This is a genomic window from Flavobacterium sp. 11, from assembly GCF_002754315.1.
Classification (GTDB): Bacteria; Bacteroidota; Bacteroidia; order Flavobacteriales; family Flavobacteriaceae; genus Flavobacterium; species Flavobacterium algoritolerans.
Genome location: NZ_PEFE01000001.1, coordinates 3202886 through 3227905, shown reverse-complemented (window position 1 = coordinate 3227905; position 25020 = coordinate 3202886). Strand labels below are relative to the sequence as shown.

At 35.1% G+C, this 25020-nt stretch carries 15 protein-coding genes; 4 read left to right on the top strand and 11 right to left on the bottom strand.

Going from position 1 to position 25020, the window contains the following annotated elements; all coding sequences use genetic code 11:
• Positions 1–90 precede the first annotated feature (90 nt).
• The 11 genes from CLV00_RS13985 to CLV00_RS13935 form a co-directional block, all read right to left on the bottom strand.
• Positions 91–1335: an MFS transporter gene (locus CLV00_RS13985; protein WP_099715758.1), complete on the bottom strand. Its 1245-nt coding sequence runs from the start codon at positions 1333–1335 to the stop codon at positions 91–93.
• 69 nt (positions 1336–1404) lie between these two features.
• Positions 1405–2577 carry a kelch repeat-containing protein gene (locus CLV00_RS13980; RefSeq protein WP_099715757.1) on the bottom strand — a complete coding sequence of 391 codons (1173 nt, stop codon included), beginning with the start codon at positions 2575–2577 and terminating at the stop codon, positions 1405–1407.
• Positions 2578–2607: 30 nt separating this feature from the next.
• Entirely contained in the window at positions 2608–3528 is a 921-nt protein-coding gene (locus CLV00_RS13975; protein WP_099715756.1) for a dihydrodipicolinate synthase family protein, read from the bottom strand.
• A 234-nt stretch (positions 3529–3762) separates the two neighbouring features.
• Positions 3763–5346: a RagB/SusD family nutrient uptake outer membrane protein gene (locus CLV00_RS13970; RefSeq protein WP_099715755.1), complete on the bottom strand. Its 1584-nt coding sequence runs from the start codon at positions 5344–5346 to the stop codon at positions 3763–3765.
• A 6-nt stretch (positions 5347–5352) separates the two neighbouring features.
• Entirely contained in the window at positions 5353–8796 is a 3444-nt protein-coding gene (locus CLV00_RS13965; RefSeq protein ID WP_199074806.1) for a TonB-dependent receptor, read from the bottom strand.
• Between the two features lie 549 nt (positions 8797–9345).
• Positions 9346–10578 carry an ROK family protein gene (locus CLV00_RS13960; RefSeq protein WP_099715754.1) on the bottom strand — a complete coding sequence of 411 codons (1233 nt, stop codon included), beginning with the start codon at positions 10576–10578 and terminating at the stop codon, positions 9346–9348.
• A gap of 225 nt (positions 10579–10803) precedes the next feature.
• The gene (gene ilvA / locus CLV00_RS13955) at positions 10804–12048 is read right to left on the bottom strand and encodes a threonine ammonia-lyase IlvA (protein WP_099715753.1); all 1245 of its coding nucleotides are present in this window, start codon (positions 12046–12048) and stop codon (positions 10804–10806) included.
• A gap of 31 nt (positions 12049–12079) precedes the next feature.
• Positions 12080–12520 (bottom strand): ACT domain-containing protein, encoded by a 441-nt coding sequence (locus CLV00_RS13950; protein WP_099715752.1) that lies wholly within the window; start codon positions 12518–12520, stop codon positions 12080–12082.
• A gap of 495 nt (positions 12521–13015) precedes the next feature.
• Positions 13016–14116 carry an aspartate kinase gene (locus CLV00_RS13945; protein WP_099715751.1) on the bottom strand — a complete coding sequence of 367 codons (1101 nt, stop codon included), beginning with the start codon at positions 14114–14116 and terminating at the stop codon, positions 13016–13018.
• The gene (locus tag CLV00_RS13940) at positions 14103–15104 is read right to left on the bottom strand and encodes an alpha/beta fold hydrolase (protein WP_099715750.1); all 1002 of its coding nucleotides are present in this window, start codon (positions 15102–15104) and stop codon (positions 14103–14105) included. The genes CLV00_RS13945 and CLV00_RS13940 overlap by 14 nt, the downstream gene beginning before the upstream one ends.
• A gap of 101 nt (positions 15105–15205) precedes the next feature.
• Positions 15206–16507 carry an O-acetylhomoserine aminocarboxypropyltransferase/cysteine synthase family protein gene (locus CLV00_RS13935; RefSeq protein WP_099715749.1) on the bottom strand — a complete coding sequence of 434 codons (1302 nt, stop codon included), beginning with the start codon at positions 16505–16507 and terminating at the stop codon, positions 15206–15208.
• Positions 16508–17093: 586 nt separating this feature from the next.
• On the opposite strand from CLV00_RS13935, the gene CLV00_RS13925 reads away from it, so the two are divergent.
• From CLV00_RS13925 to CLV00_RS13905, 4 genes are all read left to right on the top strand, one after another.
• Positions 17094–18356, top strand: coding sequence for a YeiH family protein (locus tag CLV00_RS13925; RefSeq protein ID WP_099715747.1), 1263 nt, complete (start codon positions 17094–17096; stop codon positions 18354–18356).
• 934 nt (positions 18357–19290) lie between these two features.
• On the top strand, positions 19291–20373 hold the full coding sequence (locus tag CLV00_RS13915) for an efflux RND transporter periplasmic adaptor subunit (protein ID WP_099715745.1): 1083 nt from the start codon (positions 19291–19293) through the stop codon (positions 20371–20373).
• Positions 20374–20416: 43 nt separating this feature from the next.
• Positions 20417–23587 (top strand): efflux RND transporter permease subunit, encoded by a 3171-nt coding sequence (locus tag CLV00_RS13910; RefSeq protein ID WP_099715744.1) that lies wholly within the window; start codon positions 20417–20419, stop codon positions 23585–23587.
• The gene (locus CLV00_RS13905; RefSeq protein WP_099715743.1) at positions 23580–25010 is read left to right on the top strand and encodes a TolC family protein; all 1431 of its coding nucleotides are present in this window, start codon (positions 23580–23582) and stop codon (positions 25008–25010) included. The genes CLV00_RS13910 and CLV00_RS13905 overlap by 8 nt, the downstream gene beginning before the upstream one ends.
• The last annotated feature ends 10 nt before the right edge of the window (positions 25011–25020 follow it).

Here is a 25020-nt window from a genome sequence, read left to right as displayed (position 1 = left end):
AGGCGGAACACAAGGCTCCGCCTTAACAGATAAAAACCAAAAACCAACTTAAAACAAATTTTTGAACTTAGTAAACGATACTAGTGTATTTTAGGCATCGACAAAATCATTCACTTTTGGACGCAGAAAACTGACTTGGACTACTAATGCAATTGCAACAACTCCCGCCATCAAAGCAAAGCCGTAACCTAAAGTCCCGCTATCCGATGATTTGCCTAATAATGAAGTTACTAATGCACCACAACCAACTCCGGTCATATTTAGGACACCATAGGCCGTTCCCCGGTATTTTGAAGAAACAAATTGACATATAATGGGCATATTATTGGCATCAAACATTCCGTAACCGATACCGAAACAAAGTACGGCACCTACAACATTGAATAATGAATCTCCAAAACCAATTAACAATAATGCAGGAATCGTTAAACTCAAACCAATCGCACTGGTATAAACCCTGCCTTTTATATTTTTTTGTACCCATTTGTCTGATAGAATACCTCCGAAAATCACTCCCAATAATGATGAAAAGGATATGGCGATAGTTGCTAAAGGACCTGCCTGTTCCATAGGGATTGCTAAGTTTTCTGAAAATAGGGTAGGCAGCCAGTTTTTTGTAGCCCAGCCCGGTAAACTGATTATGGCAAAATAGAATAAGATAACCCAGAAAGAGATGTTCGTGAAGAGAAGTGCTAAACCTTTAAACAGCGATTTTTTTTCACTTGTTGTTATCAAATCTATATCAATAGGTTTTATTTCAGTAGCTTTTTTCTCTTTTAATAAGAATACCAAAACGCATGCATAGACAACACCAATGATTCCAAAATAATGAAAAGTGGTATGCCAAGAATAGGTAGCTGCGATGGTAGCTCCAAAACCTCCTAATGCAGAACCCACATAAAGTCCAGTCATGTGAATACCAATAGCCAGCGATCTTGTTTTTTGCTGATGATAATCGGCTATTAGTGATAAACCCGCTGGAATATAAAGGGCTTCACTCACTCCCATAAGCGCTCTTAACCAATATACCTGATTGTAAGTTGTAGCATATCCCATTGCATAAGTGACCGCTGACCACACAAATAAACTGCCTACAATCAACCATTTTCGGTTTAATTTGTCAGCAATAATTCCGGAAATAGGACTCATTAAAGCATAAATCCAAAGAAATATAGCCATTAGACGGCCAAAATTCTCACCGGAAACTAATTCAGGGATGTCGGCTTCCATTGACGGACGCATCGTGGCCAACATTTGTCTGTCCATATAGTTTAACAATGCTACCAGCCAGAGTAAACCAACTACAATCCAAGGATAATGCTTTGTATTTTTCATATTTTATTTTTTTTAGTTTTAATTTTCTTTTTCAACGTCAAAAGAATTTAAAACCAATTGTTTGTGTCGTTATTTTATTGTTCCTAACATAACATCAGGAGTACGAATGCCTGGTTTTACTTCCCCATTTGATAAAACAATGTCGTCATTCCAGAGTGTGGCTGTTGTAGTTACATGAGTAAGAAAGGGCAGTTCACCAATGGTAGACCATGAATCTGTACGGGTGTTGTATACCAAAATTCCTTTATAAAAACCATCATGATTTGTATTCAACTTATTCTTCTCTACGGATAGTTTTGCTTTTTCTTCTGGAGAATCAGTTTTTGCAATTTGGGACAAATAGGTTTCAATTTTATGAAAAGTCTCACCATTATCACCACCAACAATTACGATTGAATGATTGCCTACAGCAACACCTGCACCTGCGGAAAAGTTGGTTGTGTTTTTTCCATCAGATATGTTTGCACGACTTTCCCAGATTTGTTTTTTAATGTTAAAAACAAAAGTAGTATTGTGTAAATCACTGATGCCCGTAGGTGTTTTGGTTCTTCCGCCAATCACATAAATATTGGTTCCGTTTTTGTCTTTTTGAACTACCGTAACTGAATTTGCCAGAGCGATAGGTAATTTCGGAAGTGTTTTCCATTCCGGATTTTTGCTATTTAGATCAAGGCTTAAAAAATCATTAGAAGATTTAGTAGCCTCATCACCACCAATGGCATAAACTACATTGCCAATATGTGTTAAGCCAATATTTGTAATAGCTACCGGAAAATTAGGTAGCGATTTTATTTCAACCTCATTTTTGGATGCATTCCACTTTAAGATAAACGCTTTATTAGAAAGTCCATTTTCATTTTCACCACCTACATATACTACTCCTAAATCAGTTGAAGTTGAACCACAATAGGCGATAGGTTCTGGCAATGTACTTTGTACATCTTTGTTCCAACTGTATTTATTCTTGCATTTCTGCAATACATGAATTTCTTTTGAATAGTGTTTTTTTCCACCTTCCCAAGGCATTTTATCTTGGAAATTTGCGCCTCCCGAAACAATTAAAACATCGTTAGTAATACCATTAATTGCACCAGCAAAACCCAATGATATACTTCCATCAGCATTTTGTAGTTGTGCTGCTTTTTTCCATTCAATATGGTTTACAGCTTTTTTTTGAGAAAGGGCATCTGTTGTCGACATAATAAGTAAGGAAAGGATTAAAGAAGAAAAATAGTTATTCATAGTATTTGTTTTAAAATAAAACGAACGAAGTTATTTTGACTTGAAATCTTCAAAATTGAGATTTTCGACATCTTTTTTGAACAATTCAAATTGGTCAGCACTCATGTTTTTAACAGGCAATCTAAATGCACCTAAATCCAATCCTACCACTTTCATATAGGCTTTACCTACTGAAATTCCTCCATATTTACCCAATAAGCGAATCATATTGATTGATTTTTGCTGTAAAGCACGGGCTGTAACTAAATCATTTGCATTAAAAGCCGCAATTAAATCATAGTATAACGGAGCCGCATAATTGAAAGTACTTCCTACAGCACCTTTGGCACCTAATACTAATGCAGATAACATATTCTCATCTCGTCCCCAAAGCATATCAAATTTGCCATTTTCATAACTCATACAACTTTGGAAATCCATGAAATCTTCGTGTGTATATTTTATGCCGGCAAAATTCGGAAGTTTCCCGTCTAAGGCCTGCACTAAATCAAACATTGGTAAGTTTACACCTGTCAATATTGGAATGTGGTAATAATAGAAAGGCATATTAGGAACACTTTTTCCAACTTCGATACAGGCTTGCGCCAACATATCTACATTAGCTGGTTTGAAATAAAATGGAGCAGTTAGTGAAACAGCATACAACCCTATTTCATACGCATGTTTTGCTAGGTCAATGCAATCCGTAAGACAAGTTCCGCCTAAGAAGACCATTACTTTAAAGTCGGCATCATGGTTAGAACAATCTGCCCAAGCTTGAGCAACCGTTTTCTTCTCTTGTAAGGTAATAGAAACGCCTTCTCCTGTAGAGCCATTAATAAAAGCACCCGTTATTCCGTTTCGTTTAAGAAAAGTATAGTAGGCTGGAATTAGGCTAACGTCTAATTTTCCGTTGCTGTCAAAGGGCGTAAAAGGAGCTGATATAAGTCCTTGTAAGTGTTCAATTTTCATGAGAATATGTTTTTATATTTTTTTTCAGTAAGGAAACAGTTGAATTTTCCGGTTTACCTTTAAATCTCAAATTTGAGTTTTATTACTTTTTTTCAATTGTTGTTGATACTGTGGTTCCTAATAAATTTTCTGCACTAATTTAAAAACTAATTTGCAGGAAGTCGATTTATTAGAATTATTATTTTAAAAAGAACCGACAAAGTTTTCTTTGCCGGTTTTGTCAGTAAAAAAGGATTAAGTTCCTTTATAACCTGGATTTTGGGCATCTAGTCCTAAAGTTTGATCACTGGTTAAAGTACTTAGGTCTATTGGCCATAGCAATTTATGGTTTTGACCCGCAATATTGTCCAATACACCAGTTAATGGTAAATCTTTTCTGAATGCTAAAGGATTTCCCGAAGCATCTTGCATACGACGTAAGTCATACCAAATTTTTCCTTCGGCTACAAATTCTTTTTGTCTTTCAGCAAAAATAGCCAATTCGTTTTGCTCGAAGGATCCATTTGCATATACTGGGGCAACACCGCCACCACCTGCATAAGCACGGGTTCTGATTGCATTAATTTCAGCAGATGGATCTTGACCTTGTTTGTTTTTAATCTCGGCCAACATTAAGATAGCCTCAGAAAGACGGTAGACAGGGAAGTCATCCGAGAAAATTCGGGCACCATCAACAATAGTACCGATAAACTTACGCAAATTAGTTGCATGAATTGTTCCTTTGTTAAAATTTAAGAAAGTAACATTTCCTCTGGTATCTGCAGCATCGTATTTTTGATATAAATCGTATTTATACTCATAACGGATAATGGTTCCACCACCATTTACCTTCAGCGGGTCGCCGGCAGGAATTGCTACACCTTTATCATCTACATAGCCACTTAATGGATCCGTAATAGCGTAAATAAATTGTCCATAGCTATTTGTTGCCTCTCCAAAACCATATCTCATGGCAAAAATAATCTCGTTGTTCCCTTTAATTGCAGCTGTAGCGGCTGAATTAAACACATTGGCAAAGCTCGATTGCAAGCTATATTTAGGGATAACAGCTTCTACGGCAGCTCTTGCGACAGCTAAATCAGCAGTTGTACTTGTTGGTGCAGCTCCATCAATCTTTACCTTTGCAGACCATAAATAGATTTCAGCCTGTAACATTTGAGAAGCACCTAAAGACCATTGTGCTTTTTGCATTTTGGTTGTATAATTTCCAGAAAAATTAGCGACAGATTTATTGATATCTTCTTTAATAAAGTCTAAAGTCTCTTTTTCTGTTGTAGTACGTGGCAAATAGGCATCCTGAGCCGTTGTTGGAGTACTAATAGCTACTTTTGGTTCTTTTGCTAAGGGTACTCTGCCATACGTGCGATACAATTGAAAATAGTAAAAAGCTCTTAAACCATACGCTTGACCTAAATAGTAACTCTTATCTGCAGCTACTAAATAATCGGCTCTTTCTACCTGATAAATTAAATTATTTACCTGAAATATAGCAGCATAAAACCCTGCCCAACCTGAAATACCGGGAGAAGATTCTCTTAAATCCTGACGAACTATAGATCCTGAGTTTAAAGACGCAGTTCCTGTAAAACTGGTTCCGTCTCTTAATGTGCCTCCTCTTAGTTCCCCTAAGTTAAACAATGTAAGTTGATAGTTTCTTAATTGTTGGTGTAATCCAACCATTGCCCCGTCAACTTGAGAAGGGGTTTTCCAAAAGCTCTCACTAGCGTAATAATCTTCTGGAGCTAAATCCAGATTGTCGCAAGCATTAAACGTAATTGATAACGTCAATAATGCAAATCCTATTAATATCTTTTTCATAGTTTTTTATAAAATAAATTGAACACCAAAAATTACTGTACGTGGTAATGGATACCCTCCTGTAACATTTATCCCTTGATCTGTTGCTTCTGGAGTGAATAAAGTTGATTTACTCATATAACCTAAATTTTGCCCGGTTAAGGTAAATTTAATTCCTTCAATTTTTAACTTAGTTAATAAATCAGCAGGCAATGAATAGGCTAAACTAATTTCGCGGAATGCTAAATAATCGGCTTTATTATAGAACATACTTGAGGTACGGAAGGTATTGTTTTTAAACAATTGATCTGCCCAGTAGTAGGTTGGATATTTTGCATTTGGATTCTCAGGCGTCCAGGTATCAAGTACTTCTTTAGTAGTGTTAAATGTCCCTTGAGCGTTACTTAAGAACCAAGTTCTAGGTCCGTCGTATTGAACATGACCTAAGGCGTAGTCAAAACGAGAGCTAAATGAGAACCCTTTCCATTTGGCATTGAAACCAAAACCACCAGTAACTGTTGGTACGGTACGTCCCATGTATTCCCTGTCATAGCTATTAATAATGCCATCTCCGTTTACATCTTTCCACTTCACGTCACCTAATGCTATAGGATAATGCAATGCTTTTTCAGCGGGAGTCATAGCGTTAAATACTGTTGGGTGTACCAAAACTCTGGCACCAATTAAATCTCTCAGGGTTAATGCATAAGCATCTAATTCTGCTTGAGTTCTAATAATACCCTCGGCAACATAAGCATATGCTACGTTTGGATCTTGACCTTCTTGTAAACCGCCAACCCAAATTAAATTACCGTTTTTATCGTAAACCTGGCTTCCACCAACTCTATTATTTTCCAAACCATTGGTAGGTAATTTTAATATTTTGTTAGTATTGTAGGCTGCATTTGCAGAGAAATCTAATGAGAAATCTGTGGTTTTAACGACTCTATAATTTAACTCCGCCTCAAGACCTCTATTTTGCATATTCCCTAAGTTTGTTGTAATTGAAGTTAAACCTGAGGTAGCTGGAAGGCTAAAGCTTGAAATTTTGTCTTTTGTTTGTCTGTTATAGTAAGCAAGAGTAAGGTCTAATCTATTAAACAAACGAGTTTCTAAACCAAACTCATAAGTTGCTGAACGTTCCCATAATAAATCAGGGAAAGGAAGTCCGCTAAGTTGATAACCCACAATTCCATCGTATTTACCTCCTCCATAAGATCCTTGTAATTGATAAGGTCCAATAAGGTTATCACTAACGTTTCCGTTTTGGCCGTAACTTGCTCTTAATTTAAGGGTGTTAACTATTTTAGAATCACTTAAGAAATTTTCTTTATGTAGATTCCAACCCACAGATACTCCTGGGAAATTACCCCAACGATTGTTTAATAATTTAGAGTATCCATCACGTCTTACAGTAAAGGTTACTAAATATTTTTCGTAGTAGTCATAAGTTACACGAGAGAAAAAAGATAAAATACGTTGACGTGTGTGGTAGGAGTCAATAATTCTTTTGTCTTTATCAGAGCTTGTGTATTGTAAATCCATAAAATCATCAGATGGAGCTCCTGAACCAGAAGCAGACAATCCGTTTGAATAGGTGTCATAATACTCCGTACCTACCATGGCATCAATATGGTGTTTCCCTAAGAAATCAGTATTGAAATTTAAAGTAGCATTATAGGTTTGACTCAATGATCTTCCAAATGAAGCAGATGAAGAACGTGTTTTATTAATATTGTTAGGACTCGATAAAAAATCTTTATTAAAAGACTCATTAAAACCTTCATTATAAAACCAGTTAGCGCTGGTTCTAAAGCTTAAATTTTTTAATAAATCAGCTTTGAAAGATTGGGACATTGTAAATTTATCGGATTGGTTTCTACGAATAAACTTAGCATCATTAACTGCAGGGTTACCATCAGCAAAATCACGACCTACTAATAAATCACCATTAGCATTCATTCCTCTCATAGTAGGTGGTGCCCCCAAAGAACGGGTCAAATAATTTCCTTCACCATTTGTTTGTGCATCTCTCCATTTAGCGGTTGCAAAGTTCAAACTAGAAGTAGAGGTCAACCATGGTTTTACTTTATATTCTCCATTAAAAACAAAAGTAAGTCTTTTGTAGAATGTGTTAATAGGCAAACCTTCTTCGTCATAAGAACCAATACCTGCATAATAACTTCCTTTTTCGTTACCACCAGTCATGGATATATTAAGGTCTTTGGTTATACCTTGAGGTCTCAATGCGTAGTCTTTATAATTAAAATCTTTATAAATGATTTCTTTATTAGTTCCGTTTGGATCGTAAGCTCCAGCAGCATTGGTGCGAACCGGATCAATCATACTTTGCCAACCTTGACCTAATAATTCTTCATTCACTGAATTTCTGAACATAGGGCTCCACACAGCTGCCGAGTTTTTGTTTCCGTCAAGAATGTTTCCAGCTGCATCTTTGTAAAGATTTCCAGTACCAAAAGGACCAGTGGAGTTCAATTGGCTTAAACGGCTAGGGTCATAGGAACCTGAAGTTTGAATGGCTTTTCTGGACCAATATAAATAGTCTTTTGCATTTAAAAATTCAAAAGGAATATTTAAAGTGTTGATCCCTAATTTTGTATTAACGGTAATGTTTGAAACACCAGCTTTCCCTTTTTTAGTTGTAATCAAAATTACTCCGTTGTTAGCTCTGGCACCATAAATAGCAGTTGCAGAAGCGTCTTTTAAAACTTCGATAGAAGCAATATCATCGGGGTTAATTTCACTAAAACTGGCTCTTAAAAAACCATCGACCATTACTAATGGAGAACCACTTCCATCATAGTTTGTACCACCACGTAATGTAATATTGGGTACAGCACCAGGACGTCCTGAAGCCTGTTGTACTCTTAAACCAGGAATAGTACCCGCCAAAGCCGAAGCAGGGTTAGAGCGTACTCCCGTTTCCAATACTCTATTGTCTAGTTTTGATACTGAACCGGTTATTTTTGATTTCTTTTGGGTTCCATATCCCACAATAACAATCTCATCCAGTTTCTGACCAGATTCTTTTAATATAACAGTAATTGGAGCGCTAGTAATAGTTACTTCCTGTTGATCCATACCAATATAAGAAACAACAAGCTTTGTAGCATTATCAGGAGCAGTTAACGAAAAATTACCATTGAAATCAGTCTGTGCCGAAATATTGGTGCCCTTGACAATTATATTTGCGCCCGGCAAAGGATTTCCTGATTCATCTAATACTTTACCCTTAATTTGTTTTTCAATTAGAGATAATTTAAATGCAGTTCTTTCATTTTCTACTGTCTCGTGTCCATTTTTTTCGAATAAAGTAACAGTTCTGGTAGGTGTTGCTGCCGATACCTGTATGGTGAAAGGTATTAAAAACAGGGGCGTTAATTTGATAACTTTCCCGAATTTTGGCATAAGCCAAGGATTTTTTGGCTTGCTTTTTGGTAGTAATTCCATACTTTTGTAATGGTTTGGTTAGTAATAATTTTCCTTCTTGGTTTATTTATTTGTTTTTCCAACCATTGTTCTTTTTGTGAAGAACCAGCCAGCAATGTTTAGAGGACATGCTGGCTTTTTTTTTGGTATAACAAATCAATATTTTATAAAAAAGGGTAATCCCAATTTTTGTTGTTTTTTATTTTAGCAATCTAAATACTGTTCTTTATATTTTAAGAATATGAATTATGGCTTAGTTTTGAACAATCATTACCAATAAAAAAAATCATATCAATAGGAGCATTACAGTCAAAAATGCGTGTTGAGATTAATAATTTTAAAATATAAAACCTCTTTTTTTATAATAGTAATTTTGCACGGAGCTTTCTCTTGGACTAAATTATGTTCTTGATCCCTTGTAGGATAGTAAATAGAAATTAGTGTAAAAGAATAATTTTGAAATGTAATTTTTCCGTGTTATTTATTATCACGGCGTAAATATATAAATAAATTTAATAAATGCAATACAGTTATTAAAATATTTTAATAATTAAAATTTTGAAGTAATCTTTAATTATTTATTAATGGGGATAACATCTTTTCTTTTATAACGCAACAAGCTCCAATGACACCTGCACGACGACCTAAAGTCGATTTTTTAAGTTTCATATCACGGTTAACTAAACCTAGTGAATATTTTTTTAATGCAGATTGAATAGGTAATAGTGTGTAATCCCCTAATTGAGCGAAATCCCCACCAATTACTAATAAATCAGGATTAAAGATATTGAGTAGAATAGACAAATAACGTCCCATTTTCTCACTTTGCTTGGTCACCAAATCAACACATAGCGTATCTTCTAAAGTCAAAGCTCCCGCAATAATTGCATGATGCTGTAAAGCCAAAGCATTATCATCAAGAACTACTTTTGATTCTTTGCCTTCCTTTAAAGCCGCCTTAAATTGATTTACGAGTGACCAACCTGAAATTTCAGTCTCCAAACATCCTAGTTTCCCACACTGGCACATAATCCCATTATCAAAGATAGTACTGTGTCCAAATTCTCCAGAATAACCGGATTTACCATAATAAAGTTTTCCGTCTGTGATCATTCCTATAGCAACACCCCAACTATAATTAAGAAATATGATATTCTGTTCATCATCAACAACTCCTTCAGAATATTCCCCAAAAGTCATTGCTCTAGTATCATTTTCTAAATGAACGGGCAAATCTAATTGCTCAGAAATGATTTCTGTCAAAGGTCTGTTTTCACTAAAGAAATAATTATAGCTAAATCCCTCCATTGAATTTATTCGACCTGAAAAATTGATACATGCTCCCACAATCATACTTTTTTCAACAGAACTGTCTTCAACGAATGAATTAATTAGAGTACAAAATTCCAATAAAGACGCTTGAGTGTTTTGTAATGCAAAGGAAGTTCCTAACTCAATACTTACAAATTCATTTTTAATGTTTTGTAAGCCAATGGACATACTGGCAATATTTACTTCGACGCCTAGAAAGTAAGCACAAGTAGGATTGATACTGTATAAAGAAGGACGTCTTCCGCCACTATTGGTAACTTTTCCCAGATCTATCACGTAAGCTTCTGACAATAATTCATTAACGGCTTTAGTTACCGTTGGAACACTAGATTGTAGTTCAGAACTTAATTCAGCTATTGTAGCATTACCGGCAGACAATAATCGTTTTACGATTGCTTGTCTTAGCATGTGCCACTTTTGTCCAGAAAGGCTTTTGTCTTTACTACTATCTAATAAATCTTTTAAACTCATTATTGTATTTTTTAAAAAATTTCACCGGGATTCATTTACAAACTTACTATAATTTTTTTTAGACAATGAGTTAAATCTTAGCTTAGTATTAAATTTAGATTTCACTTTGTAATAATCACGAGAAATAAAAAGCCTGTAAATAGTAGTATTTACAGACTTTTGATTTCAATAAAAAAATAATTAGTGAGCGCTAAGAATCTCGAATAAAATTGCTGGCGTTGCTGGTTATCCTATTAATTGAGTAAATAAATCATGTCTTTCATTAAGGTATTGGTATTCGAATCCTTTGGTATTCATATTCGTTTTGATGGACTGAATGTCATTTGGATTCTTCAATTCTAACCCAACAACTACTGATCCTACTTCACGGCTATTTTTTTTGGCAAACTGAAAATAAGTAATGTCATCATCCGGGCCTAATATGTCGTTTACAAATTCCTTTAATGCTCCGGGACGTTGCGGAAACTGAATCATAAAATAATGCATTAATCCTTCGTAGAGTAATGAGCGTTCTTTAATTTCGGCAGTTCTTTCAATGTCATTGTTACTGCCGCTGACTATGCAAACTACTGTTTTGCCTTTTATTTCGTCCTTGTAAAAATCTAATGCAGCGATGGTTAATGCTCCGGCAGGTTCGACCACCATGGCTTCTTCATTGTACAGTCGTAATATGGTGGTACATACTTTTCCTTCTGGAACCAATATGATGTCGTCCAGGTTTTTTTTGCAAATATCAAAAGTCAGGTCGCCCACTTGTTTTACGGCAGCTCCATCAACAAACTTATCGATAATATCTAATGCCGTGTTTTTGTCATTGTCAATTGAAGTTTTCATCGAAGGCGCTCCTTTCGGTTCTACACCAATGATTTTAGTACTAGGACTCAATTGTTTGAATACGGTTGAAAGTCCGGAAGCCAGTCCGCCACCACCGATGGGTACAAATACATAATCTATAGGTTCTTTATACGTGTCCAAAATTTCTAACCCAACAGTTCCTTGACCGGCAATGACTTCTACATCGTCAAAAGGATGGATGAACGCTTTGTTATTTTGTGTGGCATCGGCTACCGCTTTTGCGTAAGCGTCATCAAAAGTGTCTCCTGTCAAGATAATTTCGACATAGTTTTTTCCAAACAATTGAACCTGTTTTACTTTTTGTTTGGGCGTGGTTTTTGGCATATAAATTTTCCCCATTATTTTCAAAAGGTGACAGGAGAAAGCAACGCCTTGCGCATGATTTCCAGCGCTGGCACAGACAATTCCGTTTTCTTTTTCGGGAGTGGTAAGTGTACACATTTTATTATAAGCGCCTCTTATTTTATAGGATCGAACGACTTGTAGGTCTTCACGTTTTAGCAAAACAGTTGCTCCAAATTCCTCTGATAAATTTAAGTTTTCGATGAGTGGAGTAGGAGAGACTACGTTTTGAAGTTGTTTTTGTGCTTGTTGTATAGTTTTAAATAAAGTCATTTTTTTAGTATTTGGAATTTAAAATTTGGAATTAAAAGGAATTCATGGGGTCTAATTCGGCTATTTTTGGGGCTAATTGTTGGATTATTTCTTTGTGCGTTTTACTGGTATAAACGCAATAATCAGTTTCCTGAATAATTGGAAAGGCATTGATAATTGATGCGACTTGTTTTTCTTTTTCATCGGAATTCGGAAACTTAAATAGTAGAATTTGATGAGTAAAAAGTTCAGCTTCAGTCTGAAAATAACATTTAAAAACTTCAATGACTTTTTCCATTTGATACACTATGTTTTGAACGGCTACTTCTGTTTCAATAACCGTAATTGTAAAGCGATATAAATTTACTGTTTTGCAAAAAAATACGGAGAAGCTATTTATATTTGTTTTTCTTCGAGTCAAAATAAGGACCACTTTATTGATTAATCCTTCCTGTTTTTCACTGAAAAGTGTTATTGTAAATTCTTGTTTCATTGCTGAATAGTTTGTTTTTAGTTAAAAAAAAAGCCTCTCTCAATTTGAACTGAGAAAGGCTTTATTAGAGAATAGAATCCTGACTCGTCATGTGAAACGAATAATGATAATTACGATACTAATAATTGTTGCTAAATTTTTCATATATATTTAAAATAAAAAACCTCCCGATTTGGGAGGTTTCATAAATTGTATATTGATTACTTATTTATATAACACCTCGCCATAATTATCGAATGATAATTATAATAATGACAATGATGATGTTAACTAAGTGTTTCATTTTTTTCTTGATAAGGTGCAAATGTATTGATTTTTAGGAAACCGAAATAATAATTTATTATTTCTTTACTGTTTTTTTGTTTTCAACTATAATAAGTAGATACTGAACTAGAATTTAGATTACGATAACAGATTGATATCAATAAGACAGGAAAGATTAAAATCAATGTAACAAATCACTATAGCGTCTTTGGGCGATAAACAATAATCAAACTACAACCAGATGGTTTCTTTTTGTTTGATATGATTAGAAATTTTCAAAATGTCTTTTAGAATAGTTCTGGCGGCTATCTCTTTACCTGATCCGGCTCCCTGGATTATAATTGGATTTTTACTGTTTGTTTTAGTATAAATTTCTACTAAATTTTCAGTGTTTTGTAACTGACCAAGCGCGGAATTAATAGGTACAGAAATTAATTTGACCTCTATTTTTTCACTTTCAATATCAAACTCTCCAACGTATCGTAAAACATGATTCTCATTCTGAGTCAGTTTAGCAATTCTATACGGTTTATCTAATAAATTTTTATTGTTTTTGTATACTGACTTTGTATGGGTTTCATTGAGAGTAGGTATTAATAAAGGCATAATTTGTACCTCTTTCAATTCTGCTTTATGCTCTATTTCTCGGGCTAGAATTACTAATTTTTCGGCTACAGCATTTCCGGAAAGATCTTCACGGGAATCAGTTTTGGTATAGCCTAATTTTTCAGCATCTTCAATTATTTTTGAAAACGGAATGTCTTCATTTCCAAATCTATTAAAGATATAACTCAATGAACTGGAGAATACACCTCTGATTTTTGTGATTTTTTCCCCTGAAAAATGCAATTCTTTAATGGTGTTTAGAATTGGCAATCCCGCACTAATATTTGCTTCATATAAATAGTCCTTATCGAATTTTTTTAGATTTCTACGAATTTCAGTATAAAAATCATGATGTAATATATTGGCCGTTTTATTAGCCGCTACTATATTAAAACCATTTTGTATCAATGAAATATACGATTTTATAATTTCTGGACTATTGGTTGCATCAACGGCAATCAAATTTTCTAATCCCTGATTTGTGGTATATTCTATAATATCTTCGACTCTGAAAGGAATGGCTGATTGTGCAAAATTTGCTTCCCAAGTATTCGCCAAACCCTCTTTTTCAAAAAAAGCTAAACTGGAATTGGTTATGATTGGGAAACGCAATTCGATAGTATACTTTTCCTGAAAAAAATGCTGGCTTTCCAGAACCTGTTGGATTAAACTGCCTCCTACGTTTCCAATTCCAAAAAGAACTATGTTAATTCTAAGCGCTGACATAATTTTGTGTTTTATGATTTAAAAAAATAGGGTTCAATATATCTGCTAATTGGTTGAATTCTATCAAGAATGCATCATGTCCATGAATAGATTGAATTTGATGGTAAAAAACATTTTGCTTTATATTTTTTAGTCCACGGTAGGTTTTTCGGCTTTCGTCAGCGATGAACAAACAGTCAGTATCAATCGTAATGAGATGAATGTTAGATTGAATGGTATTGGCTACAGCCAAAAAATCTTGTCTATTGCGGGTAATATCATTCGTCTTTAGCAAATGATTCATCAACTTATAAGCCGCCAATCGATACCTGTTTTTTAACTGAATTCCATGACCGAGCAACCAATTTTCGATTTGAAGAATGGAGGAACTGTCTAGTTTGTTTCTTTGAAATCGTTGATTTACATATTCGGGCGTTCTGTACAATAAAGTAGCATGCAATCGTGCATCAACAATTGGGTCGTCCGAGTTATTGAGAATTTGATCTTGTATTAAAACATTCGCAATTACCCAATCAGTAGCTTTCCAATCAGTGGCAATTGGAATTAAATTTTCAATTCTTTCGGGTTGTAAAGCTGCCATTTCCCATGCAATTGCACCACCTAAACTTCCACCAATGATTGTAAAAACAGTTTCTATTTTTAAATAAAATAAACCTTCCCAAAAAATTCTGGCAATATCACGAACGGTGAAATCACGGTAGTTGTCTATTAAATTCCCAACTTGGTCATCGTATCCGTTTCCTGGAATGTTAAAAACAATTACGGTAAAATAATTAGTATCAATGGATTTGTTTTCTCCCACAACACCATTCCACCAGCCGTTTTTTCCGGAAACAGTTGAGTTTCCTGTCAAAGAATGATTCACCACGACTATTGGCGCATGACCAATGGGCAGACCAAAAACTTGATAGGATAAAGAAATATATGTTTTCTGTTTCCCTATTTCTAAATCAAAATTAAAAAGATCTATTTTTTCTATATTTTCCATTTTTTACTGTTTTAAAATTCAAGTAGTTTTTTGTTTTTAGAAAAGCAGCCTTTGGAACCAAAAACAAACCAAAGGCACGCTTTTCAACCAAAAAACAAAAATTAGTATTGTTGTATTTCTTGAAGTTCTTTGATACTTGCAAAAGCAACTTTCAAATCTGTTTTTAAGTCTTCAATATCTTCTAAACCAACTGAAAGTCGAATCAAATCTTTAGAAACTCCTGTTGCAATTTGTTCCTCATCGGTTAATTGCTGGTGAGTTGTGCTTGCCGGATGAATAATAAGTGATTTAGTATCTCCAATATTGGCTAAAAGTGAAAATAAATGAGTCTCATCGGCTACTTTTTTAGCGGCTTCAAAGCCCCCTTTTAATCCAAAAGTAACGACACCGCTTTGTCCTTTTGGTAAATATTTTTGAACTAAATCATAATATTTACTTGTTTTTAAACCTGGATAATTAACCCAAGCGACTTCTTCTTGAAGCGCTAACCATTCAGCTAATGCCAATGCATTTTGGCTGTGTCTGTGTATTCGAAGCGGTAAAGTTTCTAATCCATGAATAATCTGAAAGGCGTTGAAAGGACTCAAAGCGGCACCAAAATCACGCAAGCCTTCTATTCTCACTTTTGCAATAAAAGCCGTATTGCCTAATGCTTCATGATAAATTAGCCCGTGATAGCCCGCCGAAGGTTCTGTAAATTCAGGGAATTTTCCATTTGACCAATCAAAATTTCCTGCATCAATAACAACGCCTCCAAGTGAGGTTCCGTTTCCTGAAATGTATTTTGTCAGGGAATGAATTACAATATCGGCTCCATATTCAATAGGATTGAGTAGGTAAGGAGACGCAACGGTATTATCAACAATAAACGGGACTTTAAACGCCTTAGCCTCTGTTGAAATTGCTTTTAAATCCAACACATCTAATTTTGGATTTCCTAATGATTCTACAAAAAAGGCTTTGGTATTTTCTTGGGCAGCATTTGTAAAATTTGAGGGCTCTGTAGAATCTACAAATGTGGTGGTAATACCTAATCTTGGTAAGGTCACTTTCAATAAATTGTAGGTTCCGCCATAAAGACTATTTGACGCAACTATGTGATCACCGGCTTTCAATAAAACTAGAAAAGTCGTTGCAATTGCTGCTGTTCCTGAGGCAGTAACCACAGCTCCGATTCCTCCTTCTAAAGCGGCTAATCGTTGCTCTAAAATATCATTGGTAGGATTGTTTAATCGGGTGTAGATAAATCCAGCTTCGGCTAAGCCAAATAAATTAGCAGCATGTTCTGAATTATTGAAAACATAAGAACTGGTTTGGTAAATAGGAACTGCTCGGGTTCCTGCGTTTTTTGTTACGTCGTGACCTGCGTGTAATGCATTTGTTTCAAATTTTTGTATGCTCATGATCGTTAATTTTTAGGGTTATGTTGTATTTTTCTTGTTTTGTTTATGGATATAAAAAAACCTCTGCGGTTTGCAGAGGTTCTATTTATCTTTTTAAAATTAATTATAATAGAAACGCTGCGGAAAATTCCGGCATCATTTTACACATATTGCAATTGATTAATTTCATTTGTTTTTATCTTTTGTTGAGGCAAATGTGCAAACTATTTTTTGTTCCACCAAGGAAAAATTGATTTATTTTATAAATTCTATAGAAATAGTAGTGTTTAAATTTATTTCAAAGTGTTTAATACATTGTTTTATGAAATTACTTATTTCTGATTTTATTTAATGGTAAGATATTGAGTGTGTTATTTAAGAGCTTTAATATTTGTAGTAATAACTATAAGAATATTGAAATTCCTTCCTGTTGAATTGGAATTATACTATTTATGTCTGGGCAGATAAAACAGGAGTTGTAGAGTTTAGCAAAATTAGACCTGGAAATGAGGCAATTCCTGGAGCAGACAGCAAAAATTAACGAAGTTTAAGTATCCACATATAAAAAATTTGTATTTTGACACCAAAACAATAACTATTTATTAGAATGTCACAAAAAACAAAGCAATTTACAATTCATGAAGATTGGACAGTAGTACTCTTAGGTTTCCTGATTATCGGGTTATCCCTTTTTGTTTTTCTTCCCTCGGTTCCTGTATTCAAGTGGTCAAATGGTACGGATTTACGCAACGATGTATTTGATTATGGGAATTTACAAATCATTATGGTGCAGTTTGTGTACCTTATTTCGATTGGGAGTATTGGTGCTTTTTTGATTGGAAAGTCAGTAAAAAACTTCTTGCTGGGTTTTCCTGTCGTTTATTTATTAACCGTTATTGCATTGATTATTGCAGGAAACAGCGAGATAAAAGGACTCAATTTAGAGGCTGTAATTTTCAGCTTGATTATCGGTTTGTCTATAGGTAATTTTTTTACGCTTCCAGAATGGTTTAGAACAGCACTTTCTACAGAAATTTTTGTAAAAATTGGATTGGTATTATTAGGGACCAGCGTCATATTTTCAGATATTCTTAAAGCAGGTTCTTTGGGATTGATACAAGCTTTGATAGTCGTATTATCGGTTTGGTATTTTGCTTTTTGGTTGTGTAAAAAACTAAAAGTGGATGACGAGTTGACCATGATGATATCCAGTGCGGTTTCCATTTGTGGAGTTTCGGCAGCTATTGCTACATCAGGAGCGATTAAAGGAGACTCAAAGAAGCTTTCGTATGTTATTTCGATGGTTTTGGTTACTGCCATTCCAATGATGATTTTTATGCCGATAATTGCCAAATACTTTAATTTCCCAGAAGAAGTTACTGGGGCATGGTTAGGCGGTAGTATTGATACTTCTGGAGCAGTAGTAGCTTCGGGTTCCTTGGTGGGAGAAACGGCTTTAAAAATTAGTACGATTGTTAAATTTTCTCAGAATGTATTATTGGGTTTAGCTGCTTTTGCTATTTCGGTTTATTGGACATACACTCAAAATGCATCTGATGGAGCTACTGTGTCTAAACCAACTTTAAAAGTGATTTGGGAACGTTTTCCAAAATTTGTTATCGGGTTTATTGCAGCTTCATTACTTTTTTCTTTTTTACTCACATCTGATGCTCGGGATGCAGTCAAAGACGGATTAAAGAATTTACAAGGAATTTGGTTTGCTTTAGCTTTTACGAGCATTGGTTTAGAAACCAATTTTAAAGATTTGTTCAGCAAAAACAGTAAAAAACCGCTTTATGCGTTCTTAATTGCACAGTTGTTCAACATCATTATTACACTTATTATTGCCTTTATATTGTTTGGTAAATGATGTTTTGATTAATATAAACAGATATAAAAAAATCCATTTTACAGTTTGTAAAATGGATTTTTGATTTTGTGGAGTCTACTGGATCACAATCGAACTGCTTTATTAGATGTGGTTTTCATAGTTTATCGATGAACATTTTAAGTTGAGTCAATCATAAAGGAATACTACTAAGAAAGTAATCACATGTTTGCGATTTAGTAATCTTGGGGAAAGCAATGGCTCAATTGAGGTGCAGGAATTATGTACTCATCAATGGATTTCATTTAATACTGTTTTTAAAAGAACTTCAATCGTTTTCGCTTTCTTTTACTTGTTAAACATAATTAAAATTGTTTTTTTCTTTCATTACTTTCATTACTTTTGGCCTCCAAATGAGAGTAACTGTATTTTTTTTATACCTGTTTTTCTATCTGCAAAGCGGAGGAAATTATGTTCATGCTGCTTCGCATGACAGCGATATTTACAGCTCATTAATTTCCAAACTTGTACAAGCGAATCAAGTAAAATTTGCTAAGACTGGTTCGAGCAGTATAATTATTAATGCTGATGGTTTTGATCTAGAAGAGGAATGCTCCAACAGCGATTCTCTTAAAAACAAAAATTTAAACAAAAATTTAACTGAAAAATTTGGCATTTCAAAAGTTTGGTATCAGACATTTTCTTGTCAGTCTATCATAAACTATTGTAATAAGAATTTTAAAATCTTCGCGCCATTTTGTGGCCAGTCATATCCTATTTATATTATTCAGCAGGTATTAAGAATTTGATTAATACTGAAATCAGTTACTAAATTTATGAGATTGCTTACTTTATGAACGCTTTAGGCTTTCATTTACGGTATGGCAGTTCCAATATTTTTTGGAAACTGATGACTTTTTATGTCTAAGGAATTCCCAATTCCAAGTATTTAATCGCTTAATTTCCATTTTATATCATGAATAAAATACTCGTGTTCACGGGCTTGATTGCCTTGTTGTGCCTAACAAGTTGTACAACAAAAAAAGAAGAAAAAGAAGAAGAGACAAAATTTATTGTTACCAATCCCATAAAAATTGATACTTCGTTTACCAAACAATATGTTTCACAAATTCGTTCCGTACGTAACATTGAAATCCGAGCGCAGGAAAAAGGATATTTACAAAATATCTATGTAGATGAAGGTCAATATGTAAAAGCAGGTCAGCTACTATTTAGAATTATGCCGGGAATGTATCAGGCAGAATTGCTAAAAGCACAAGCAGAAGCTAAAGGCGCTGAGATTGAATTACAAAATGCCAAAAATCTTGCCGACAAAAATATAGTTTCCAGAAACGAGCAGTCTTTGGCTCAAGCCAAATTAGAGCAGGCAAGAGCAGAAGTCGCTTTGGCTAAACTTCATTTATCATTCACTGAAATCAGAGCGCCATTTGCTGGAACTATTGATCGCATTCCTTTAAAATTAGGGAGTCTGATTGATGAAGGGGAACTGTTAACCAGTCTTTCAGATAACAGTCAAATGTTTGCCTATTTTAATGTTTCAGAACCGGAGTACTTAGAATATCAAAGCAATGTAAAAGATCGTGCAACTAATAAAGTAGGTCTGCTATTGGCTAATAACCAAGTGTTTCAATTTAAAGGAAATGTCGAGGTTATTGAAAGTGAATTTAATAATGAAACAGGAAATATTGCCTTCAGAGCACGATTCCCAAACTCAAACAAATTACTGAAACACGGAGAAACAGGATTGGTTCAAATGAATGTTCCACTTAAAAATGCTATTGTAATTCCGCAAAAAGCTACGTATGAAATTCAGGATAAAAAATATGTTTTTTTAGTAAATAAAAACAATGTGCTGGAATCAAAGGAAATTATTATTACTGGTGAAATCCCCGATTTGTATGTTGTTTCCAGTGGAATTACTGAAAATGACAAAATTTTACTGGATGGTATTCAGAAAGTTAAAGACGATGAAAAGATAAAGTATGATTTTGTAAAATCGAAAGACGTCATCGCTCATTTGCGATTAAAAACGGAATAGGTTTATAATTTTCAATTTGGTTTAACCATAAAAAATAAATATAATGTTTAATAAATTTATTCAAAGACCAGTTTTGTCGATAGTAATATCGCTCATAATAGTCTTTTTGGGAGTCTTGGCGGTAACCAATTTGCCAGTGACTCAATTCCCTTCCATTTCGCCACCAAGGGTGAATGTAATAGCAGATTATCCGGGATCAAATGGAGAACTGATGATCAAGTCCGTAATCATACCATTAGAAAAGGCACTCAATGGAGTTCCTGGAATGAAATACATGACTTCAGATGCGGGTAACGACGGAGAAGCCAGTATTCAAATAATTTTTAATTTGGGTACCGACCCGAATCAAGCAGCTATAAATGTTCAAAACCGTGTAGCCTCTGTAGTCAATAAATTACCGCCATTAGTGGTAAGAGAAGGAGTGAAAATTACGCGTGAAGAATCGAGTATGTTGATGTATGTGAATCTTTACAGTACGGATAAGAATACGGATCAGAAGTTTTTGTACAACTTTGCCGAGATTAATATTCTCTCTGAATTAAAAAGGGTAAATGGAGTAGGATTTGCAGATGTTTTGGGTAATCGGGAATACGCGATGAGAATTTGGCTTAAGCCAGACAGAATGTTAGCCTATAAAATTTCTGCAGAGGAAATTATGGAAGCCTTAGCCAATCAAAGTCTAGAAGCGTCACCGGGTAAAACAGGAGAAAGTTCAGGTAAAAGATCGCAAGCATTTGAATATGTACTAAAATATTCTGGCCGATTTACTACTAAAGAACAATATGGAAATGTAGTACTTAGGTCTAATCCTGACGGCGAAATTTTACGATTAAAAGATGTCGCCAATATTGAGTTTGGAAGTTCTATGTATGATATTTATTCGAACTTAAACGGAAAACCTTCTGCTGCAATTGTTTTGAAACAATCCTACGGAAGTAATGCCAGTCAGGTTATTAAAGATGTAAAATTAAAATTAGCTGAAATCAAGAAAAATTCTTTCCCAAAAGGAATGGATTATGAAATCAGTTATGATGTATCAAAATTTCTGGATGCTTCTATCGAAAAAGTAATTCATACTTTGGTCGAAGCCTTTATTTTAGTGGGTTTGGTAGTATTTCTTTTCTTGGGCGATTGGAGGTCAACTATTATACCGGCCATTGCTGTGCCTGTTTCCCTTATTGGAACCTTTATGTTCATGCAATTATTCGGGATTACACTAAATCTTATTACTTTATTTGCATTAGTATTAGCCATTGGAGTCGTCGTCGATGATGCCATTGTGGTTATCGAAGCCGTCCACGCCAAGATGGAGGAAGACCATCTCTCGCCACTAAAAGCTACAAAAAAAGCGATGCATGAAATAGCAGGAGCAATTATAGCGATTACATTCTTGATGGCGGCGGTATTTATTCCGGTGGCATTCATGTCTGGGCCTGTAGGGATTTTTTATCGTCAATTTTCGATTACAATGGCAACAGCTATTATTCTTTCGGGTATTGTGGCATTAACGCTTACACCAGCACTTTGTGCAATGATGTTGAAAAGCAATCATGGTAAACCTAGAAAGAGAACGCCAGTAAACCGCTTCTTAGATGGTTTTAATTCGAAGTTCAACAGTACTGCTGAAAAGTATGAAAGTGTTTTAAGTCGCATTGTAAACAGAAGAACCATCACTTTTATTGCGCTTATAGGTTTCTGTGCAGGAACTTGGTTCATCAGCAGTACTGTTCCTTCAGGATTTATTCCTAATGAAGATCAGGGAATGTTTTATGCGATCATCCAAACGCCTCCCGGTTCCTCATTAGAAAGAACGGATAATATTGCTGAAAAATTACAGAAAATTGCCGAAACCATCGACGGTGTGCAATCGGTATCTGCTTTGGCAGGATATGAAATTCTTACGGAAGGTACGGGTGCCAATGCCGGAACTTGTTTGATTAATCTTAAAGAATGGAGCGAGCGAAAGCATTCTGTACAAGAAATCATGACCGAATTAGAAGAGAAAACTAAAGATATTCCGGGTGCCAATATTGAGTTTTTCCAACCGCCGGCTGTGCCAGGATATGGAGCCGCAGGAGGTTTTGAACTTCGTCTGTTGGACAAAGCTGGGTCAGGGGATTACAAGAAAATGGAAAGCGTTAATAATGATTTCGTTAAGGAATTGAATAAGCGTCCAGAATTAGCCTCTGTATTTAGTTTTTACAGTGCCAGTTTTCCTCAGTATATGATGAAAGTCGACAATGATTTGGCACAACAGAAAGGGGTTTCTATTGAAAACGCCATGAACACTTTATCAACATTGGTGGGTAGTAATTACGAAATCAGTTTTATCAAATACGGGTTTAATTACAAAGTCATAGTACAGGCCGCTCCTGAATATCGTGCTTTACCGGAAGATATTTTGAAACTATATGTGAAGAACAATAGGGACGAAATGGTGCCTTTCTCCGCTTTTATGAAGTTGGAAAAAGTATATGGACTATCAGAAATCACCCGACATAACATGTATAATTCTTCTGAGATTAGTGGTTCAGCTGCGCCAGGTTACAGTAGTGGAGCTGCCATTAAAGCTGTTCAGGAAGTAGCAGAGTCAAAATTACCTCGAGGTTTTGGTATTGATTGGGCGGGTATTTCTGCAGATGAGGTTTCACAAGGAAATCAAGCCATTTGGATTTTTCTAATCTGTTTAGGTTTTGTCTATCTTGTTTTAGCAGCACAGTACGAAAGTTTCATTCTTCCGTTGTCAGTAATTCTTTCTTTACCGGCAGGAATTTTTGGAGCCTTTCTTTTATTGAAGTTGACAGGCTTGGAGAACAATATCTACGCTCAGGTAGCCATGGTGATGTTGATAGGTTTATTGGGTAAAAATGCAGTTTTGATTGTCGAATTTGCAATTCAAAGGCATGCTTCCGGAAGAACGGTGCTTCAAGCCGCAATGGAAGGTGCTAAAGCCAGATTCCGTCCTATATTGATGACCTCTTTTGCATTTATAGCAGGTTTGATACCACTGGTATTTGCTACTGGACCGGGTAAAATTGGTAATAGAACTATTGGTACAGCAGCTGCAGGAGGAATGCTGATAGGAACTATATGTGGGGTATTTGTGATCCCCGGACTGTATTATGTTTTTGGCAGAATTGCTGAAAAATATAAACTGGTAAAAAATGAAAAAGAGAATCCATTAACCGAAGAATTTGATGATAATCATGTCTAAAATAAAGAATTATAAATATATTATCCCGCTTGGTATTTGCTTGGCGGTGGCAGGTTGTACTCCAGCTTTAGCACCTTTGGTTGAAACCAAAGCTGTTCCGGAATCTTTCAACAAGAGTACGGATACTACCAATATAGCTGCGATGCCTTGGCAAACCTATTTTAAAGACCCGAATTTGATAAACCTGATTGAAATTGCTTTAAAAAACAATCAAGAATTACAGATTACTTTGCAGGAAATTGAAATTGCTAAAAACGATATCCGTGTGCGAAAAGGGGCTCTTTTACCAAAAGTGGGTATTGGAGCAGGAGCAGGAATTGAAAAAGTGGGAAGATATACCAGCCAAGGTGCCGGAGATGCTTCAACTGAAATAAGAACAGGTCTAGAAATGCCAGAACCATTGGGTGATTTGAAAATAGCCGCTTATGCCAATTGGGAAGTGGATATTTGGAAAAAATTACGCAATTCCAAAAAAGCAGCTATAAGTCGATATTTAGCAACTGTTGAAGGAAAGAATTTTGTAATCACAAATCTTATTGCAGAGGTTGCCGATTCGTATTACGAATTACTGGCTTTGGATAGCCAATTGGATATTGTAAAACAGAATATTGCCTTGCAAAGCACCGCTTTGGAAATTGTGAAATTTCAGAAAGAAGCCGCTAGGTCAACTGAATTGGCTGTTCAGAAATTTCAGGCTGAGGTAATGGCTTCCAAAAGTATGGAGTTTGAGATTCTTCAGAATATAAATGAAACGGAGAATAAAATCAATTTCTTGTTAGGGCAATACCCGCAGGAAATAAAGAGAGATAAATCTAATTTTATTAGTTTGTTGCCTCCGGTAATTCATTCTGGGATTCCAGCTCAATTGTTAGCGAACAGACCCGATGTCAAACAAGCCGAAATGGAATTGGAAGCAGCAAAACTAGATGTAAAAGTAGCTCGTGCTGAGTTTTATCCTTCATTAGATATTACGGCAAAGGTAGGTGTAAATGCTTTTAAGACATCGTACTTGTTTACATTGCCAGAATCATTATTGTATTCATTTGTGGGAGATTTTGCAGCACCATTAATCAACCGAAATGCAATAAAAGCAGAGTATAAATCTGCGAATGCCAGACAAATTCAGGCTTTGTACAACTATGAGCGTGCAATTCTTAACGCGTATCTGGAGGTTTCCAGTCAGCTTTCTAAAATCAATAATTTGGAAAAAAGTTACCAATTGAAAGCACAGCAAGTAGATGCTTTGAGCCGTTCGATTGCTGTAGCAGGTGATTTATTTAAGTCTGCAAGAGTAGATTATTTTGAAGTTTTGATGACCCAACGAGACGCCTTGGAATCCAAGCTCGAACTTATTGAGACTAAAAAAGAGCAACTCAACGCTGTAGTTCATGTTTACAGGGATTTAGGAGGCGGTTGGAAATAAATTAATTTGA